9 protein-coding genes are annotated in these 17564 nt (G+C 43.1%); 7 read left to right on the top strand and 2 right to left on the bottom strand.

The genetic code is table 11. From position 1 onward, the window contains the following. Positions 1–126: 126 nt before the first annotated feature. Both H8B17_RS02705 and H8B17_RS02710 read right to left on the bottom strand, forming a co-directional pair. Positions 127–2328, bottom strand: coding sequence for an alpha-galactosidase (locus H8B17_RS02705; RefSeq protein ID WP_190307617.1), 2202 nt, complete (start codon positions 2326–2328; stop codon positions 127–129). A gap of 31 nt (positions 2329–2359) precedes the next feature. Further along, positions 2360–3319 carry an aldose epimerase family protein gene (locus H8B17_RS02710; RefSeq protein ID WP_190307618.1) on the bottom strand — a complete coding sequence of 320 codons (960 nt, stop codon included), beginning with the start codon at positions 3317–3319 and terminating at the stop codon, positions 2360–2362. 170 nt (positions 3320–3489) lie between these two features. On the opposite strand from H8B17_RS02710, the gene H8B17_RS02715 reads away from it, so the two are divergent. From H8B17_RS02715 to H8B17_RS02745, 7 genes are all read left to right on the top strand, one after another. Next, the gene (locus H8B17_RS02715) at positions 3490–4395 is read left to right on the top strand and encodes a helix-turn-helix domain-containing protein (RefSeq protein ID WP_190307619.1); all 906 of its coding nucleotides are present in this window, start codon (positions 3490–3492) and stop codon (positions 4393–4395) included. 197 nt (positions 4396–4592) lie between these two features. Continuing rightward, on the top strand, positions 4593–5381 hold the full coding sequence (locus tag H8B17_RS02720) for an SDR family NAD(P)-dependent oxidoreductase (RefSeq protein WP_190307620.1): 789 nt from the start codon (positions 4593–4595) through the stop codon (positions 5379–5381). 10 nt (positions 5382–5391) lie between these two features. Continuing rightward, on the top strand, positions 5392–7323 hold the full coding sequence (locus H8B17_RS02725) for a glycoside hydrolase family 97 protein (protein ID WP_190307621.1): 1932 nt from the start codon (positions 5392–5394) through the stop codon (positions 7321–7323). A 51-nt stretch (positions 7324–7374) separates the two neighbouring features. Beyond that, positions 7375–10455: a SusC/RagA family TonB-linked outer membrane protein gene (locus H8B17_RS02730; RefSeq protein WP_190307622.1), complete on the top strand. Its 3081-nt coding sequence runs from the start codon at positions 7375–7377 to the stop codon at positions 10453–10455. A gap of 118 nt (positions 10456–10573) precedes the next feature. Continuing rightward, positions 10574–12187 carry a RagB/SusD family nutrient uptake outer membrane protein gene (locus tag H8B17_RS02735; protein WP_190307623.1) on the top strand — a complete coding sequence of 538 codons (1614 nt, stop codon included), beginning with the start codon at positions 10574–10576 and terminating at the stop codon, positions 12185–12187. A 221-nt stretch (positions 12188–12408) separates the two neighbouring features. Next, on the top strand, positions 12409–15651 hold the full coding sequence (locus tag H8B17_RS02740; RefSeq protein ID WP_190307624.1) for a SusC/RagA family TonB-linked outer membrane protein: 3243 nt from the start codon (positions 12409–12411) through the stop codon (positions 15649–15651). Between the two features lie 11 nt (positions 15652–15662). After that, the gene (locus H8B17_RS02745; RefSeq protein WP_190307625.1) at positions 15663–17552 is read left to right on the top strand and encodes a RagB/SusD family nutrient uptake outer membrane protein; all 1890 of its coding nucleotides are present in this window, start codon (positions 15663–15665) and stop codon (positions 17550–17552) included. Positions 17553–17564: the final 12 nt, after the last annotated feature.

Here is a 17564-nt window from a genome sequence, read left to right on the forward strand (position 1 = left end):
GCCAGATCTTGTTTCTGCAAACTTACACAAAATCACTTTTATGTACAGTATAATGGGGGAGCATATCCAGATTTTAAGGATCGTCTTCTTTTTTGTCGACAACAAAAAAGAGGACGATCGTATTATTTATTTGATTTCCTTCAATACCAATACGACGCTTCTCCGATGGTTGTTTAATACAGGATTCAGCCCTATTCTCATGAGGAAATCACCAGACAAAACAAAATCTGACGCAAAATTACTGTTTCGTCCACCTAGATTTATCTCCTTGATTTGATAATTTTTTTCCGCGGCTAATCCTTGCCATTTGATAGGTGTAGGGGTATTGGAAACTTGGCTATATGTTGTTAAGTAATTGAACATAACGGCTTCTGACTGATCTTTGCTGATGTAGGCCAAACTTGCGTAATTAGTTTGTCGTGGATCTGCGAAGCGGTATAAATCACCGTGCCATATTATACGTTTGTAGCGGTCATAATTTTTAACGGCGTCCTGTGCGAAAGCGAGGTCTGCTGCCTCGAGTTCCTCTAAGTTGAGATCAAAACCCATTTTCCCCATCATTGCCACGTCGATTTTGAATTTTATATCTTGTTTTCCGAAAGTAGTAACGTGGTTGGCACTGGCTATAGCCGGGAAAAATAACGAGTTTTCATATTGCATATATATCCGATCCAACGGATCAGTATTGTCACTCGGCCAGTATTCTGTAAAATACTGCATCGCACCGTAATCCATTCTCCCCCCTCCGCCCGAGCAAAGCATCATGGGAAGATCTGGATATTTACTGCGGAAGCGCTCCAAGACCTTATATAGGCCCAGCGTGTAGTCAACATAGAAATTGTTTTGATTGTTCACATAGCTAGAATGTGCGTTATAAATGACCGCATTACAGTCCCATTTTATATAAGCTATTCCTGGATTTCGTTGAAGTAAACTGTCCAACATATCATATACAAAGTCCTGAACTTCGGGATTGGATAAATCTAATACCAATTGGTTTCGGAAATAATATTCATCGCGCTTTGGTTGTTTGACAACCCATTCTGGTTTTTTGTCATAAAGTTCACTCTTCGGACTGATCATTTCCGGCTCTACCCAAATTCCAAAACCTACCCCTACTTTTTTAGCTTCTTGAACTAAAGAAATGATTCCATTGGGTAATTTTTCTTTATTTTCTATCCAATCGCCTAATGCGGATGTATCTGCGTTTCTAGGGTACTTGTTTCCGAACCAACCATCATCCAACAAAAATAAATCTACACCCAACTCTTTCGTGTTTTCTAAAAGCTTAAAAATTTTGGGTTCATTAAAATCGAAATAGGTGCTTTCCCAGTTATTCAATAACGTATTACGGGAACCAAACCCGTCAATCAGACGGTAGTTGCGTGCCCAATCATGAAAATTTCTGCTTCCTTGACCAAGCCCCGTTGTTGACAAGGTAAAAGTAAAACGCGGGGTTGTGAACGTACTGTGGGGAATCAGAGAATAATGAGAAGCGTAGTTGTTAATACCCGCAATAATGCGTAGGTTATCCTGTGGATCTTTTTCAAAATCAACCTTAAAGTTGCCGCTCCAATCGAGTCCCCCCAATAATACCATCCCTTCGTTTTCAGAAAAATATGGGGTAGTGGCTAATGCAAAATAAGAGGTACGGAAAAGGTTGGTCCGGGTTCCTAGTTTACTATCCAGTGTTTTGATACCATGGGTAATTCGTTCAACCTCTGGTTGCATTTCTGCAATCCAATCTCCATGATAGCTTTTTAAAAAGAAGTCGCTCCCTTTAAGACTAAGGTTTGCGGAAGCGAACTTATGCAACTTGACGTTACCTGTTTCCTGATGTCGAATGCTGGCCCACTGCTCGAAAACATTTTCTTTGTAGTTGGCCAGATAATGTAACTCCACCGTAAATGGATAAACCTCATCTTGCAGAAAGATCGTCAGCTGTTTTTGATTATCGCTCAGGCTTTTTATTTCATGACGAACATATTTCAAATCAAGGGATAGATTGCCATCAGCATGTTCTACGCTAATGGCGGGCTCTAATAGGTTACGCGTTCCAGAGGCGGTATAAGCCGATTGATACATATTGGTATAATCGTGATTCTGCTTATATTGACTGTTGACCAACGCGTATTCTCCGTCGTTTTTCAATTTGTCGCCTAAGTAGAGCATATTGACATCCCTATTCTCTTCGATGCTAAATGCCAGGGACAATTTTTCTGTCTCCAGTACAATATTATTTAGCGTCTCCAAAATAAGTTGTTGTTGCTGCGCAAATGATTGACCGATATAAATCGTAATCAATATGGATAAAATAATTTTTTTCATGAATAACGAAGGTTTAAAATAAACAAATAAATTAAAAATTCTCAAATTGATAGCGAATGACGTGACAATATTCCTCGCCGGGCTTTAATATAGCGGATGGATACGTTATAATATTAGGGGAATTAGGAGCGAAGTGAGGTTCACAGCACAATCCCTGAAAAGGGAGTAGCTTACCCGTCAGATAATTACCAAAATATACTTGTAAACTGGGGTAATCAGAGAATATTGTCAATTGACGCCCTGTTTCTATATGTAAAATCGTTGCCACCCTTTGCACCTGATTTCCTTCTTTCTTTTCTATACAATAGTTGGCGTTGCAGATCACATCTTTAATGTGACCAACGTCTTTAAATTGGCGTAAATCAAATACTGTATTATCTACTTTTTCCTTAAAAGGATACTTAGGTAAATGGTAAAGGTCTAGTGGAGTGTAAAAATTTGCTTCCACTTTGATTTCATGCCCATCTATAGAAAGTTGTTCGTCCGATAGGTTGAAATAGCTGTGGTTGGTGATGTTGGCGATCGTTGTCTGCGTTGATTTTGCGGTATATTTAATCGTCAGTTCGTTGTCGTCCGAAAGTTCATAACGTGTATTCGCGATTAGCATCCCGGGATATCCTTCTTCTCCATGCAAACTGGTCAATGTCATCTCAATCGCATTGTCCGTTATGTCGACCACATTCCAATACCGTTTATCAAATCCAATCTCGCCACCATGTAGATGGTTTTTTTCTATCTTTTCGTTAGTCGTCAATTGTATGGGCAGTTGCTCCAGTGTGAAACGACCCTGTGCAATGCGATTGGCGTACCTTCCTACTGTTCCGCCGACATAATAAGGATCATTTTTATAATCGGCTAGATTCGGATAATTCAAGACCGCATCAATGAGTCTCCCCGACTTGTCCGGCACCTTAAGCGCAATAATGCGACAACCCCAGTCTAGGACCTCGACATGCATATTTTGTTTATTTTTTATCACAAGTCTTTTCATTCCTCAAAAAAATGCTTTTACTTTGAACTTCATTTACAATTGACTACTCGTTTCGTTAAAAGAAGGTTACAACTGCCAACCGCACAAATTTAGGTAGAGAATAGGTGTATTATGATAGAATTATTGTTCATTAAGATGGATTATATTCTTATGTAATTAATTTGAGACCAATGGAAGCAAAAAGTAAACTTGAAGGATTTGATGGGGAGATGCGTATTGTTGTACCTCCGGTAATTCTAGCGGAAAACATACGGAAAGGGAGGCCAGACGCCCTGTATATTACCGATATTGGCTATTATCCAAAAGCCAGACATCATTATTGTTATCGACCGGAGGGTTCAGAAGAACACATTTTGCTGCATTGTGTCAATGGACGTGGTGTAGTGCGTATTGGTCACGAAGCTTTTGAATTGGAAGCCAATCGGTATATCCTGATTCCTGCCCACCACATGCACGCGTATCAAGCTGATAATACGAATCCGTGGACGATATATTGGATGCATTTTATTGGAAGACCATCGGACGATTTTATTCAGAAAATATTCCAACGCATCCAAGAGCGTAAAAACGTACTGGCTTTCGATGGCGAGGTGTATCGTATTTTCAACCGTTTTTGTAAATTACTGTCGAAAGGATATAGCCGGGAAATACTGGAATATATTAACCTGACATTGCCCTATTTTTTCTGCGAGTACTTGTATCCAGAAATTGCCAGAGATAAGAATGTCGATGGCACCGATGTCATCGAACTCGCTATAGAATTTCTAAAAATAAACATCGGAAATCGAATAGGTTTACAGGAAATAGCATCGCACGTGAATCTATCGGTCTCGCATTTTAGTAAGGTATTTAAGCATCGAACGGGATATTCTCCAATCGAGTATCTCAACCATTTGAAAGTGCAAAAGGCTTGCTACCTTTTACAATTTTCCGATAAAAGAATTTCATTAATTTCCTATGATCTGGGATTTGAAGACCAATATTACTTTTCCCGCCTATTTAAAGAACATATGGGGGTGTCTCCTTCTTCTTACCGTGCTAGTCTAGAACAAGATAATAATAATAAAATCCATTAATAAGCTCATATTCTGCATGTAGGTGATTGTCAAAGGGTCTAACTTAGCATCATAAAATAAACCGTCGTTATGATGAACGCTAAGTCCGGAAATATTCGTGTGTCATCTTTTCCAGTTATCTGCTATGGAGCAGTTCCTGGAACCGACAGTAAGACATTGGAACGATACAAGATAAACACTATTTTTTGATAGACAATATGAGCGACTTTAAGAACAAAATAGTCATTGTAACCGGTGCCGGCAATGGAATAGGGAAAGGCATCGCCAAACTGATGGCCGAACAAGGTGCGAAGGTCATTATCGCAACCAAAGAAGATGCCGAGGGTTATCAGGTAGAACAAGACCTGACAGCGGCGGGTTATTGGGCAAAACACATCCAGACCGATGTGAGCGACGGGCAAAGTGTACAACGTATGTTGCGTACGACGCAGACGGAAGTGGGAAAAGTGGATGTTTTGGTTAACAATGCCGGGATAACTATTTTCAAGCCACTGATTGAGACGACATTGGAAGACTGGAACAGGGTTATCGACACGGATTTAAAAGGTGTCTTTCTCTGCAGCAAATATGCTGCGCAAAATATGATTGCCCATAAAACAAAGGGATGTATTATCAATATTTCATCCAATCATGCCTATCGTACGTTACCAGATACAGAAGTATATGCCGCGGCAAAAGGAGGTATCAACGCTATGACACGTAGTATGGCCATTAGTTTGGGACAATATGGAATCCGTGTGAACAGTATTTGTCCGGGGTTTACCGATACGCACCATTATCAAAACTGGTTAACCGAAAAAGAGAATCCACAAGCGCTAGAGCAAGAGATACATGCGCTGCACGCGTTAGGTAATATATCCACACCAACCGACATTGCACATATGGTGTCTTTTTTGGCGAGTGATAAAAGCCGAAATGTAACCGGGGCCGACTTCCTGGTAGACGGAGGCCTAACATCCAGACTCTATTATTCACAAAAATTTTAAGAAAATATCGATGAAAAATAAATTAATTGAAGTACACTTGGTTTTAGTTAGCATTGGGATGGTTTTTTTATTTGCCAGTTGTAATATCACAAAGAAATCTCCTTATGTGGCATCCAAAAACGGGTTAAATAAAATTACGTTGTCGCTAAATGAGAATGGAGAACTATTTTACAACGTAACGCGCCGCGACAGTATACTAATCTCCGACTCTCCCTTGGGGCTTTATTGCGACGATCAGAACTTCACATCGGGATTATCAATCGCTGAAATTTCGTCTATGGAAGAAAGAAGAGAAACGTACGACTTAAAGGTCGGTCATTATAAAAATATCGATCATGTTTTTAATGGTAGAAGTATAACGTTTAAAAACAGCGCCGATGCGTCTATGATCATTGATCTGATCGCAGGGGAAGAAGGAGTCGCATTCCGGTATCGATTCCCCGATGAGGGCGGACAACCGCGAATAGTAAAAGATGAAAAGACGGGCTTTCATATTGAACGAGATGCAAAAGCTTGGTTGCAGCCCTATAACAGTGCTGGACAATACACGCCAGGTTATGAAGATTTTTACTTGAATGTAAATTCGGGAGACTCGATTCAGGGTGCCCGTAATCCTTCTGTGGGGTGGTGCATGCCGGCTCTCTTTCATGTAAATGATCAGAAAAACTGGATTCTTATTGCGGAAACAGGCCATGATGGTATGTTCTCAGGGTGTCATCTACAGGCTGATTCGGAAGGTGGGCTCTATAAAGTCGCTTTTGCAAAAGAAGATGAACGATACACGCTCCCCTTAGAAGAAAAAGAAAACGCTTACCCCACATCCAATCTTCCATGGGCAATGCCGTGGCGGGCTATTATTATTGGAGATCAGGCCGGTGACATCTTACTGTCAACCTTAATTACAGATTTAGCGCCAGCATCCAAAATTGAAGATACTTCCTGGATTGAGCCGGGGAAGGCCTCTTGGTCATGGTGGTCGCACCCCGATGATCATTCACCGGCAATCTATAAAGAATTTACCGATCTTGCCGATACCTTTGGTTTTGAATATACGCTCTTTGATGCGGGTTGGGAAAAAGCAAACCAGGAGGGCGGTATCATTGATCATGCTATTGCAAAAGGGATTAAACCGATGGTTTGGGGATATTCTGCTTCTTATTTTGATTCCGAAAGCCGAAAAAAGAGATTCAGGGAATTGGCCGATATGGGAGTTAAAGCGGTTAAAATAGACTTTTGGTGCTCAGATAGGCAAGAAGTCATGGCCGCATTACAGTCGGTTTTTGAAGACGCGGCTAACGAAAAACTCATGATCAACTTGCACGGTTCCACCATGCCCAGGGGTTGGCATAGAACTTGGCCTAATTTTATGACGGCAGAATCCGTACTGGGAACAGAAAGCTATTTTTACGAGCCGAGGTTTCCGGAAAAAGCAGCGGAGCAAAATACCGTGTTACCTTTTACCCGAAATGTAGCTGGACCTACAGATTATACGCCGTTTGCCTTAACGATGCGGCAATATCCGCGGGTCAACACCGCTGTCCATGAGCTGGCAACAGCCATGATCTATACGTCCGGAATTATTCATTTTGCAGATTCTAAACAGGTGTTTGATGGGCTTCCGGTAGCGGTGAAGCATTTATTTAAAGAGATGCCCGCCACTTGGGATAAAACCGAATGTATTGTGGCAGAGCCCGGTAAAGCTATTATACTTTCTCGCCGGGAAGGGGCAAAAGCTTATATCGTCGGTATTAATGGTGGTGATCAGGAAATGTCCGTTAAATTGGATTTGGCAAAATATGGTAAAGGCTTTTCGAAGTTCAGCGTCATTACCGAGGGTGAAGATCCGTTAATGGAATTTAAAACAGAGACCTATCCCATCACGGCAGACTGGTCGTATACCATGGCGCCAAAAGGAGGATTTATTATCCAGTTTGTAGAATAGCGTCGCGCTAACATTTTATTTCGTACCTATTTATTTTAAACCACTAACTGTATGAACAATTTTATAAACGTTAATTCTAACTTAAAAATAGCGCTCATGCTGCTGCTGTTTATTATATCCGGGGGTACTGTCATTGCTCAGGATGTAAACGTTGTGGGAAGCATCACCGATGCACAGACCAAAGAACCCCTTGTGGGGGTGTCTGTGGCTGTGAAAGGCAGCTCTACAGGCACATTATCTGACGAGCAGGGGCGCTATTCCATCACGGCGGCAAAGGGAAGCACGCTGATTTTTACCTTTATGGGCTATGAGGCGAAGGAAATTTCCGTTATCAACGCAACGATGCATGTAACGCTTGCATCGCATGATTATCAGCTTGACGAGGTGGTCGTGGTTGGTGCTGCATTTAAGAAAAGTGACCTCACTGGAGCCGTTAGTAGTGTGGGCAGTAAAGTTTTGGAAGAAAGACCGGTAACCAATATTAACCAAGCCATTCAAGGTCGTGTCGCAGGTGTTTTCATCGCCAACCCGACTCGCCCGACAGACGATGCTTCTATCAAGATTCGCGGTATCAATACCATTAACGGCTCTACTGACCCTATCTATGTGGTAGATGGTATGGTCATGGACAACTCATTTTCCGGCTTCAATGCCGTAAACCTGAATGATGTGGCCTCCATTGAGGTGCTGAAAGACGCCTCTGCCACGGCACTTTATGGTTCGCGCGGATCGAATGGCGTTGTCGTCATTACCACCAAAAAAGGCAGGAGAGGTGAAGGACGCGTGACGTACGACGGGTGGATGGGTTTTCAGACCTATGCTAACACACCGAAGACGATGAACACGCACCAATTGTTTGAGCTTCGTAAAGAAGCCTATAGCAATGGCTATCAGCAGACCAATCCGGACGGTGATGTGAATACCTATATTAATGATATTATCATGGGGTCTAATACCGTCTTTGCCGATTACGAGTTTACGGCCTATAATAATAATGAAAATTACAATTGGTTGGATGCGGTGAGCCGTACGGGCAGACAGCAAAATCATGTTGTGAGCATGTCCAACGCAGACGACAGAGGATCCTATTATATCAGCTTCGGTTATACAGACCACAAAGGAGTCATTAAAAAATCGGAACAAGAAAAGTACAGCGGACGTATCAATGCGGACCAACAGATCAAACCTTGGCTGAAGGTTAGTACCAATACTTCTTATACCCGCACCAACAATACATTGGTTGATGATGGTATCATGAACCGTGCACGTTTGGCTAATCCCATGCTAGCCGTTTCGGATGAGTTGGAAACGTTAAACTGGCAGGGCATTTTTGACCAGAATAACTTCAATCCACTGCGTTCGTTGCGGGTCGACCACGATCTGGTTTATAATCGGTTGCTTACTTCTAACTATGTTAATATTAACCCGATAGAAGGATTGAATCTACGCTCGACGTTTTCTGTTGATTACGCGCAGAAACAAGACAATCAGTACACGCCCAACGATATTTACGAATCGGAACGCTATGGCACACAAGGACAAGCGAGTGATAACCGGGATACACGTACGGTATGGCAGTGGGATAATACGATTTCATATGCAACGACGTTTAATGACCGCCACAAGTTGAACGCTATGGTGGGTACAAGTGCTACCCAGACAAAGTATAGCTATATAAACGGGAGCGCTATGGGATATGGATCTAATTTGTTTGGATATCATAGTTTGCAGTCGGGTTATAAGAAAGACCAACGCGGTTTGAGTTCAGGATGGTCAGAACATACGTTGCTTTCCTATATCGCCCGCGTAAATTATACCTATGACGACAGATATTTATTGACGGCTACGGGTCGTTACGACGGTTCTTCCAAATTTGCGAGTGGAAACCAGTGGGGTATATTCCCCTCATTATCGGCTGCATGGAACATAACGGAAGAAGATTTTATGAAGGAGCAGCATTTCTTTGATCAATTGAAGCTACGTACGGGGTTTGGCATCGTCGGTAATCAAAATATCGATGATTTTGCTTATCTATCTTTATATAACGTTAGTTATACCGGTACTGCAGAGACGGGTTACACCTATTCATTCGCATCTAACGGACGCCGGGGCACACCCAATATAAGTTGGGAAAAGCAGCAACAGTGGAACCTAGGCGTAGACATGGGGTTCCTGCAGAATCGTTTCCAATTGTCGGTGGACGCGTTTTTGATCAAAAACAAAGATTTGCTGATGAGCCACTCCCTCGCTACGACTACCGGCTATTCGACCACAATTGAGAATATCGGCGCTATTGAGAATAAAGGTTTGGAGTTTTCTTTGAACGCTAATCTATGGCGGACAGAAGATTTCGAGTGGAATTTTGCGGCGACCTTGTCCATGGATAAAAATAAGGTAACACAACTTTATGGAAATACCGGTGTGGTTTATAACGTAGATGGAGACCGTAACATTCAGAAAGAAGGCAACTTATTCCTAGGCGAATCACGTAATACACTATATCTGTGGAGAACGGGAGGCATAGCGCAGTCTGTCGATATGGCTCGTTTAAATCAGATTAATTGGAACGGTTATAACGTCAATCCGGGAGACCTCTATCCACTGGATATAAATGAGGACGGGCAAATCGATCAGAATGACCGTGTTGTTATAGGGGCTACCGATCCCAAATTTTATGGCGGGTTCTCCTCGGATTTCAAGTGGAAAAATCTCTCTATGAATGCGGTGTTTAGTTATTCTTACGGCGCGAAAAAACTGAGTCCATGGTATGAGTCCTTAGTTACCAGCAGTGGGTCAAGTGTGGCTTCTATTGATTTGTTAGATCGTTGGACACCAGAGAATACGGGTGCCCCGCTTCCACGGGTATTGGCCGGTTTTGACTATAACCGTTATAATGCGAGTCAAATGGATTTCACCGTGCAGGATGCATCATTCCTTCGGCTGTCTGCCCTAACCGTGGCTTATAACTTCCCAAATCAAGTTCTCCATGCGGCTAAATTCTCCAATCTACGTGTTTATGCGACCGGTTCCAACCTATTCTGTCTGACAAATTATAAAGGGTATGATCCCGAAATGGGCGACTGGTATCCACCCACACGTATGTGGACATTCGGTATAAACATGGCGTTTTAGGGATAGTATTAAAATAGTTTAAAAAACAAATAAAGCGATGAAACCATCCTATTTATTCAATCCACAGGGGTATGAATAAATAGGATAGCTTCAGCACAATTAAAGAACAAATAAATCGATGAAAAAGATATATAAATATAGCGCAATAGGTGTGTTAAGCTATGCATTCATACTCAGCACATCTTCTTGTTCGAATTTCCTGTCTGTAGAGCCTACGGGATCACTTACAGAAGAGCAGGTTTTTGAAAAGATCGAAAACGTACAGCCGTTGGTTCTCGGGTTGTACGATAGCTATCGTGGATGTAAAGAAGGACGTAACGGACTAATGCCTTACTTGGGAACGGATGAAACACAACAGGGTAATTATCAGTTGATTTCTTCCGGTGATCAGGCAGGTATGGATAAATACAATGGGCAATTAAATGCGACATCCACACAGGTGGCCAGTATCTGGAACAATCGTTGGCCTGCCGTCGTCTCGGCTGCAAAAGCCATTTATGCGCTAAGCATAACCACGGAAGATCCCGAACGCGCTATGAAATTAACAGGAGAGGCCTGTTTTATACGGGGTTTGTTAATGTTCGAATTGAGCATGCTCTGGGGCGAGATCCCGGTTGTTGATATGAACAGGACAGACGAACTCGGACTTGGGCGTCAACCCTTGGATGTCGTATGGCAATATATTATCGATGATTTCACCACGGCGGCAAACAATCTACCCGAATCGTACGATGGCGAACCGCAACGTGCTACAAAAGGCGCTGCATTGGCCATGTTGGGGAAGGCATATATGGCTGCTCCCGAATCGACCAACCTACGTGATTTTTCGAAAGCAGACGACTGCTTTAAGCAAATAATTGATATGGGACGATACCGATTGCTGGATAATTATAGTGACTTGTTCCGCTATGATAACCCAAACACGACAGAATCTTTGTTTGAACTGCAATTCAATAATGTGTATCCCGATTGTAATTTTTGGCAGTTTGATACCGGTTCACGCGCTGCCGACTCTTGGTTTAGCCAATCATGTTCTTTTTCTGGCTATGACTTTCTTCTTCCTACCCCTTTTGCGTATCAAGCTGTGGAGGAAGGCGGTGTTTGGGAAGACGGAGACACCCGTAAAGGGGAAGCACTGCGGGAGGACTTCACGTATTACACCAACCGATACAGTTCCGATGGATCTTTTCAACATGTCACCCCAGACTTGTCAAAAACGCAGTGGACCGGAACAACCGACGAATTGGATCCACATATTAAAAAATATGAAGATCCTCGGACCGACATTCTTTCGGGTCTTGGAATTAACAATATGTGGAATTCGGGTAAAAATTTCGCTGTCATACGATACGCAGATGTCTTGCTTTTACACGCGGAATGTTTGAACGAGTTAGGACAGACCGCTGAAGCAATCAACATTGTAAATGACGAGATCCGTACGAGAGCATGGGGAGGCACGCTTCCGGAAGATAAGAAGTGGGGCGCCCTGTCTCCTGACGATTTCCGGGCCAAAATTATGGATGAACGCATGCGCGAGTTATGTTTTGAAGGTTGGCGTCGTATCGACCTCTTGCGTACCGGTCAGTTTGTGACGCTGGTCAAAGAACGTAACAAATGGGCAAAAGAGTCGGGAACCATACAGGATTTTCACAAACGTTATCCTATCCCCGATACGGAGATTAAAACGAACGACGCATTCACGGAAGAAGATCAAAACCCCGGTTACAATTAATGCAAAAGTAACAAGTACCGCGCCTGTCGTCACTCTTATTTCGTTATTGCCCAAGCTATTCCTAACGGATGAAAATAGCTCGGGCAATTCCTTTTTAGGAGATAATATAATCCATCAATAGCATGAAATTATGCATCCTAAAGCTTCTCCTATGCTCTAAATTTGATTGTAATAAATAACCCAGTTAATAAACCATATGCTGACTACAGAATTTTAAAACTATGAAACCTATTTATTATTATGTATCGTGTTTTTGTTTGCTTGTCTTGTTTCAGGCGTCTCCATCCCAGGTGTTGGGGCAGCAGGATAAGATTATTGTCTCGGGTTCTGTGCTTGACTCTTTGGAAAAGGCCTTGGAAGGAGTTAGCATTAAATCCAAAATGACAGCCGGGAGGGAAACAAGAACGGATCAGAACGGTCGCTTTATTTTGGAGTTGCAAGAAGAGGACGATATCCTGATTTTTTCATTCGTTGGTTACCAAACGGAAGAGATACAAGTTCCCGAAGGTGGAAAGGAACTAATTGTGCATCTTGCGGAAAGTGGAGAAGGTATAGAAGAAGTGGTGGTAACGGCCTTTGGACAACGACAACGGCGCGAAGCGGTTGTTGGATCGGTCGCTTCGGTGAAGCCCGGCGAACTGCGGATCCCGGCAAGTAATCTGACGAATGCCATGGCCGGACAAATAGCCGGCGTTATCGGTTTCCAACGCTCAGGCCAACCGGGGCAGGATAATTCCCAATTTTTTATCCGTGGCGTAACAACCTTTGGCTATCGGCAACAACCACTTATCTTAATAGACAATGTAGAACTCTCGACAGACGACCTTGCACGGCTGAACGTAGATGATATCGAGAGTTTTGTTATTCTCAAAGATGCCAATGCAACAGCACTCTATGGTGCACGCGGTGCCAATGGGGTGATTCTGGTGACGACAAAAGAAGGAAAGGAAGGTAAAGCTTCTATTAATTTTCGGACGGAACTCTCCAGTTCCCAATCTAACCGGACACTGGACTTGATCGAGCCTATGGAATATATGCGCCTGTATAACGAGGCATCGCTCACCCGAGATCCAGAATTGCCATTACCGTTCTCGCCTACGAAAATTAGGAATACGCAGGCTACGATCAATGGCGATCCGGGTAGTAATCCTTATGTATATCCCGCTGTTGATTGGCTGGATATGCTCTTCAAGAAACGAGCGATGACCCAGCGCAACAACCTCAGTGTTAGCGGTGGAGGAAACGTGGCTAGATACTACGTTGCTGGTACCTACAACCAAGATTTCGGCGTATTGAAAACGGACCCGCGGAACAATAACGATAACAGCCTTAACTTTAAAAATTATCAGATTCGGTCGAATGTGAATGTCAACTTAATCAAAACAACGGAATTGGTGGTCCGGCTATCTGGAAATTTCAACGAGTACAGAGGGCCAATTACCGTTGACGGATCATTTGCTTCAGATTTATACAATGTCGCCATGCATACCAGCCCCGTGTTGTTTCCGGCATACTACGAACCCGACGAAGCCACACTGAACGCAAAACATATCTTGTTTGGTAATAATGGCACGGCGGGTGGTACAGCCAGCAACCAGATTCTTTATAATAACCCTTATGCGCAGATGTTGCGCGGACAGAAGCGCTATTCACAATCTCGGATGTCTGCCCAGTTGGAGCTGAACCAAAATTTTGACTTTATTACAGAGGGACTAAAATTCCGAAGTCTGTTTAATACTAACCGTTATTCGTATTTCGATTCTCAACTCGCCTACAGTCCGTTTTACTACAATATCAACACGTACGATGAAGAGACAGGGGCATATTCCCTATTGTGGCTTAATCCGCAACCTACCGGTTATAATGTAGCGACGGAATACTTGGGTTATAGCCGCAGCGAACCCAATGCCAATACATTTGTGTATTTGCAGACCGCTTTAGACTATAATAAAGCGTTGGATGAAAATCACACGGTCAGCTCCACCCTGATTGGTACGCTGCAACAGACGGTTCATTCCAGTGCCAGTGATTTACATAATTCGTTACCCTATCGCAATTTAGGGCTTGCGGGAAGACTAACGTATTCGTTCAAAAATAAATATTTCAGCGAGTTCAATTTTGGATACAATGGATCGGAACGTTTTTCAAAAGAGCACCGTTTTGGCTTTTTTCCGACTATCGGAGCGTCGTGGGTAATATCCAACGAAGATTTTTGGAATACCGAGGGTTGGGTGAATAAACTAAAAATACGGGGTAGCCATGGTTTGGTCGGTAATGATGCGATCGGATCTCAACGATTTTTCTATCTATCTAATGTAGAATTGGCCAATGGTCCGCACTGGTCACAGTTCGGTATCAATAATAGTTATGAGCGAAAAGGGGTGGAGATTAAGAGCTATGAGAATCGAAACATCAGTTGGGAAACGTCGCGGATGAGTAATGTAGGGGTAGAGGCGACGCTTTTCGACAAACTGAATATCATTGCAGAAGTTTATAAAAATCATCGTTATGATATTCTTCGGGAACGATTTATACCATCTAGCGAAGGATTGGAAGCTTCGGTCAGTACAAATTTAGGTGAAGTAGATTCGAAAGGGATCGATCTCTCGGCAGATTATAGTAAGAGCTTTAGTAACGGCTGGTGGACATCGTTTCGCGGTAATTTTACTTTTTCTACCAACCGGTATACGTATATAGAGGAGCCAAATTTTGCGGAGGAGTGGCGACATTTTATGGGTCAGCCCATTAACCGCCAGTATGGATTTATTGCCGAACGGTTGTTTGTAGACGATGAGGAGGTCCGTAATTCACCGAGGCAAGTAATGAATGTACAAGATGCGTCGGGAAATACTATCCAGGGTATCTTACCGCAAGGAGGGGACATTAAGTATCGGGACATGAATGGCGACGGGCGTATCGATGACCTTGATATGGTCTTTATGGGCTATCCTACGGTTCCTGAAGTTGTTTATGGCTTTGGGTTCTCGACAGGCTACAAAGGTTTTGATCTCTCTGCATTTTTTCAAGGACAGACGCGTACATCGCTTTTCATCGATCCATGGAAGGTAAGTCCTTTTGTACAAAGTCCTGAACAATACATCTATGGTAATACCCAGGTCTTACAGGCATTTGCGGAGAGCCACTGGTCGGAAGAAAATCAGGATCTGTACGCCCAATATCCGAGGATGGGCGTGAATGTTCCATCTATTGCCAATAATTTACAATCGAGTACCTGGTGGATGCGTGATGGTAGCTTTATCCGTCTGAAATCATTGGAAATTGGATATAGTTTACCTCAATCTGTCTCTGATCGGTTAAAGCTAAAGAACTGTAGGATCTACTTCAACGGGCTCAACTTGTTTACGTTTAGTCCGTTCAAATTGTGGGATCCCGAACAGGGTGGAAATGGATTTGCCTATCCGATACAAAAAGTGTTTAATATGGGGCTAAATGTGAATTTGTAAATCAAAAAGTCATGAAAAGAATATTTCGATATATATACCTGTTCATCATGGGAATGACAGTGTCTTCCTGCAACTATCTCGACATTGTGCCAGATAACGTGGGAACGTTAGAATATGCCTTTCGCAACCGTAACGAAGCCGAAAATTATTTATTTGGCTGTTATTCAACTATGCAGCGCCTCTCGGATGTAATATACAATCCCGGATTTACGACATCTGCCGAGGTGGTTTATCCGATATTGGAAACACAGTTTTTTAACGCATCAGGTTTCAATCTGATCCGGGGGACGCAGAATAGCAGTAGTCCGGTGCTTTCGCAGTGGGGCAATATGTACAAGGCTATTCGCCGTTGCAATATCATGTTGGAAAATATTGATCAGCCAATCGATCTAAGAGAAGCTGAAAAACGGCGATGGATTGCGGAAACAAAATTTCTAAAAGCCTACTATCATTATTATTTGATCCGGATGTACGGACCAATTATTCTGATAGACGAAAACAATCCTGTTGACGTGAGCATCGAACTAACCAAACGTAAACGCGCTACGCTAGATGAATCCTTTACGTATGTCGTATCCTTGATGGATGAGGCGATACCGGATTTACCGCCGATTATCGAGAATAGAGCACAGGAATTTGGTCGTATCACCAAATTTATCGCCATGGCTGTTAAAGCCGAAATGCTTGTATGGGCAGCTAGTCCATTATTTAACGGAAATCCGGACTATATCGGGTATCAAGATAAAGACGGAAGGGAGTTGTTCCCATCGGCATACGATCCGCAGAAATGGCGATTAGCAGCCGATGCTTGCAAGGAAGCTATTGAGGAATGTGAGGCACAGGGCTTACGACTATATGATATATTACCGGTAAACGGTATTCGCAATGTTTCGGACGAATTGAAGGAGGTTCTTATTCTGCAGAATATCCTTACCCAACGATGGGAGGAGAATCCGGAATTGATTTGGTCATTGAACCATGGGTTCGATTATCAAGGCTACACCATTCCGAAACTGACAATGAATGCCGTCGGTATGTCAAACAGCTATCCGAGCAACTGGGCAGTACCTTTTGTTACAACAGAATTGTTCTATACCCGTAATGGGGTGCCGATCAACGAAGATGTCTCGTGGGATTATGCCAACCGTTTTTCGGTAGCGGTAGGTAACGAAGCAAATCAACATTATATTAAACAAGGATATGAGACGGTGAAAGCGCATTTTGATCGTGAACGCCGCTTTTATGCTGCCTTAGGATTTGATGGAGGCATCTGGTTTGGCAATGGACAGGTAGATGAGGAGACCGCTTATCACGTACAAGCCCGCGGTTTGCCGGCTATTGCCGGACCGAAAAGCTTGAATGCTACCAATATCACAGGATATTGGCCTAAAAAATTAACGAATTACCTGTCGGTTATGGATGTGAATTTCTCGGCAGAAGGTTTTCGTATACCGATGATGCGGTTGGCAGGGCTTTATCTGCTGTATGCCGAAGCGTTGAACGAAGTCGAGAGCAGTCCAACCGAAGAAGTGTATGAATATATAGATCGCGTGCGGCATCGGGCTGGCCTGGCGGGGGTACGGGAGGCCTGGTCTGCTTACGCACGAAGTCCGCAGAAAGCAACTAACAAAGACGGCATGCGTCAAATCATTCGCCAGGAACGTCGCATCGAACTGGCTTTTGAAGGGCAAAGCGGCTGGGACTTAAGGCGCTGGAAAGAATTGCAGGGGGTATTGGGACGACCGTTACAAGGATGGAGCGTGCAAGGAGAAACTGCAACGGATTATTATCGACCTGTTCCGGTCATTATACCTTCATTCAGTGTACGCGATTATTTGTGGCCACTGAATAATTATGATGTGGTCGTTAATGAACACCTGAAACAAAACCCTTATTGGTAAGACAAGATGGAC

The organism is Sphingobacterium arenae, from assembly GCF_014692505.1.
Lineage (GTDB): Bacteria > Bacteroidota > Bacteroidia > Sphingobacteriales > Sphingobacteriaceae > Sphingobacterium > Sphingobacterium arenae.

Excerpts from the sequence above, each read along its gene's own strand:
- H8B17_RS02705 (WP_190307617.1), bottom strand. The coding sequence starts at position 2,328 with ATGAAAAAAATTATTTTATCCATATTGATTACGATTTATATCGGTCAA.
- H8B17_RS02710 (WP_190307618.1), bottom strand. The coding sequence starts at position 3,319 with ATGAAAAGACTTGTGATAAAAAATAAACAAAATATGCATGTCGAGGTC.
- H8B17_RS02715 (WP_190307619.1), top strand. The coding sequence starts at position 3,490 with ATGGAAGCAAAAAGTAAACTTGAAGGATTTGATGGGGAGATGCGTATT.
- H8B17_RS02720 (WP_190307620.1), top strand. The coding sequence starts at position 4,593 with ATGAGCGACTTTAAGAACAAAATAGTCATTGTAACCGGTGCCGGCAAT.
- H8B17_RS02725 (WP_190307621.1), top strand. The coding sequence starts at position 5,392 with ATGAAAAATAAATTAATTGAAGTACACTTGGTTTTAGTTAGCATTGGG.
- H8B17_RS02730 (WP_190307622.1), top strand. The coding sequence starts at position 7,375 with ATGAACAATTTTATAAACGTTAATTCTAACTTAAAAATAGCGCTCATG.
- H8B17_RS02735 (WP_190307623.1), top strand. The coding sequence starts at position 10,574 with ATGAAAAAGATATATAAATATAGCGCAATAGGTGTGTTAAGCTATGCA.
- H8B17_RS02740 (WP_190307624.1), top strand. The coding sequence starts at position 12,409 with ATGAAACCTATTTATTATTATGTATCGTGTTTTTGTTTGCTTGTCTTG.
- H8B17_RS02745 (WP_190307625.1), top strand. The coding sequence starts at position 15,663 with ATGAAAAGAATATTTCGATATATATACCTGTTCATCATGGGAATGACA.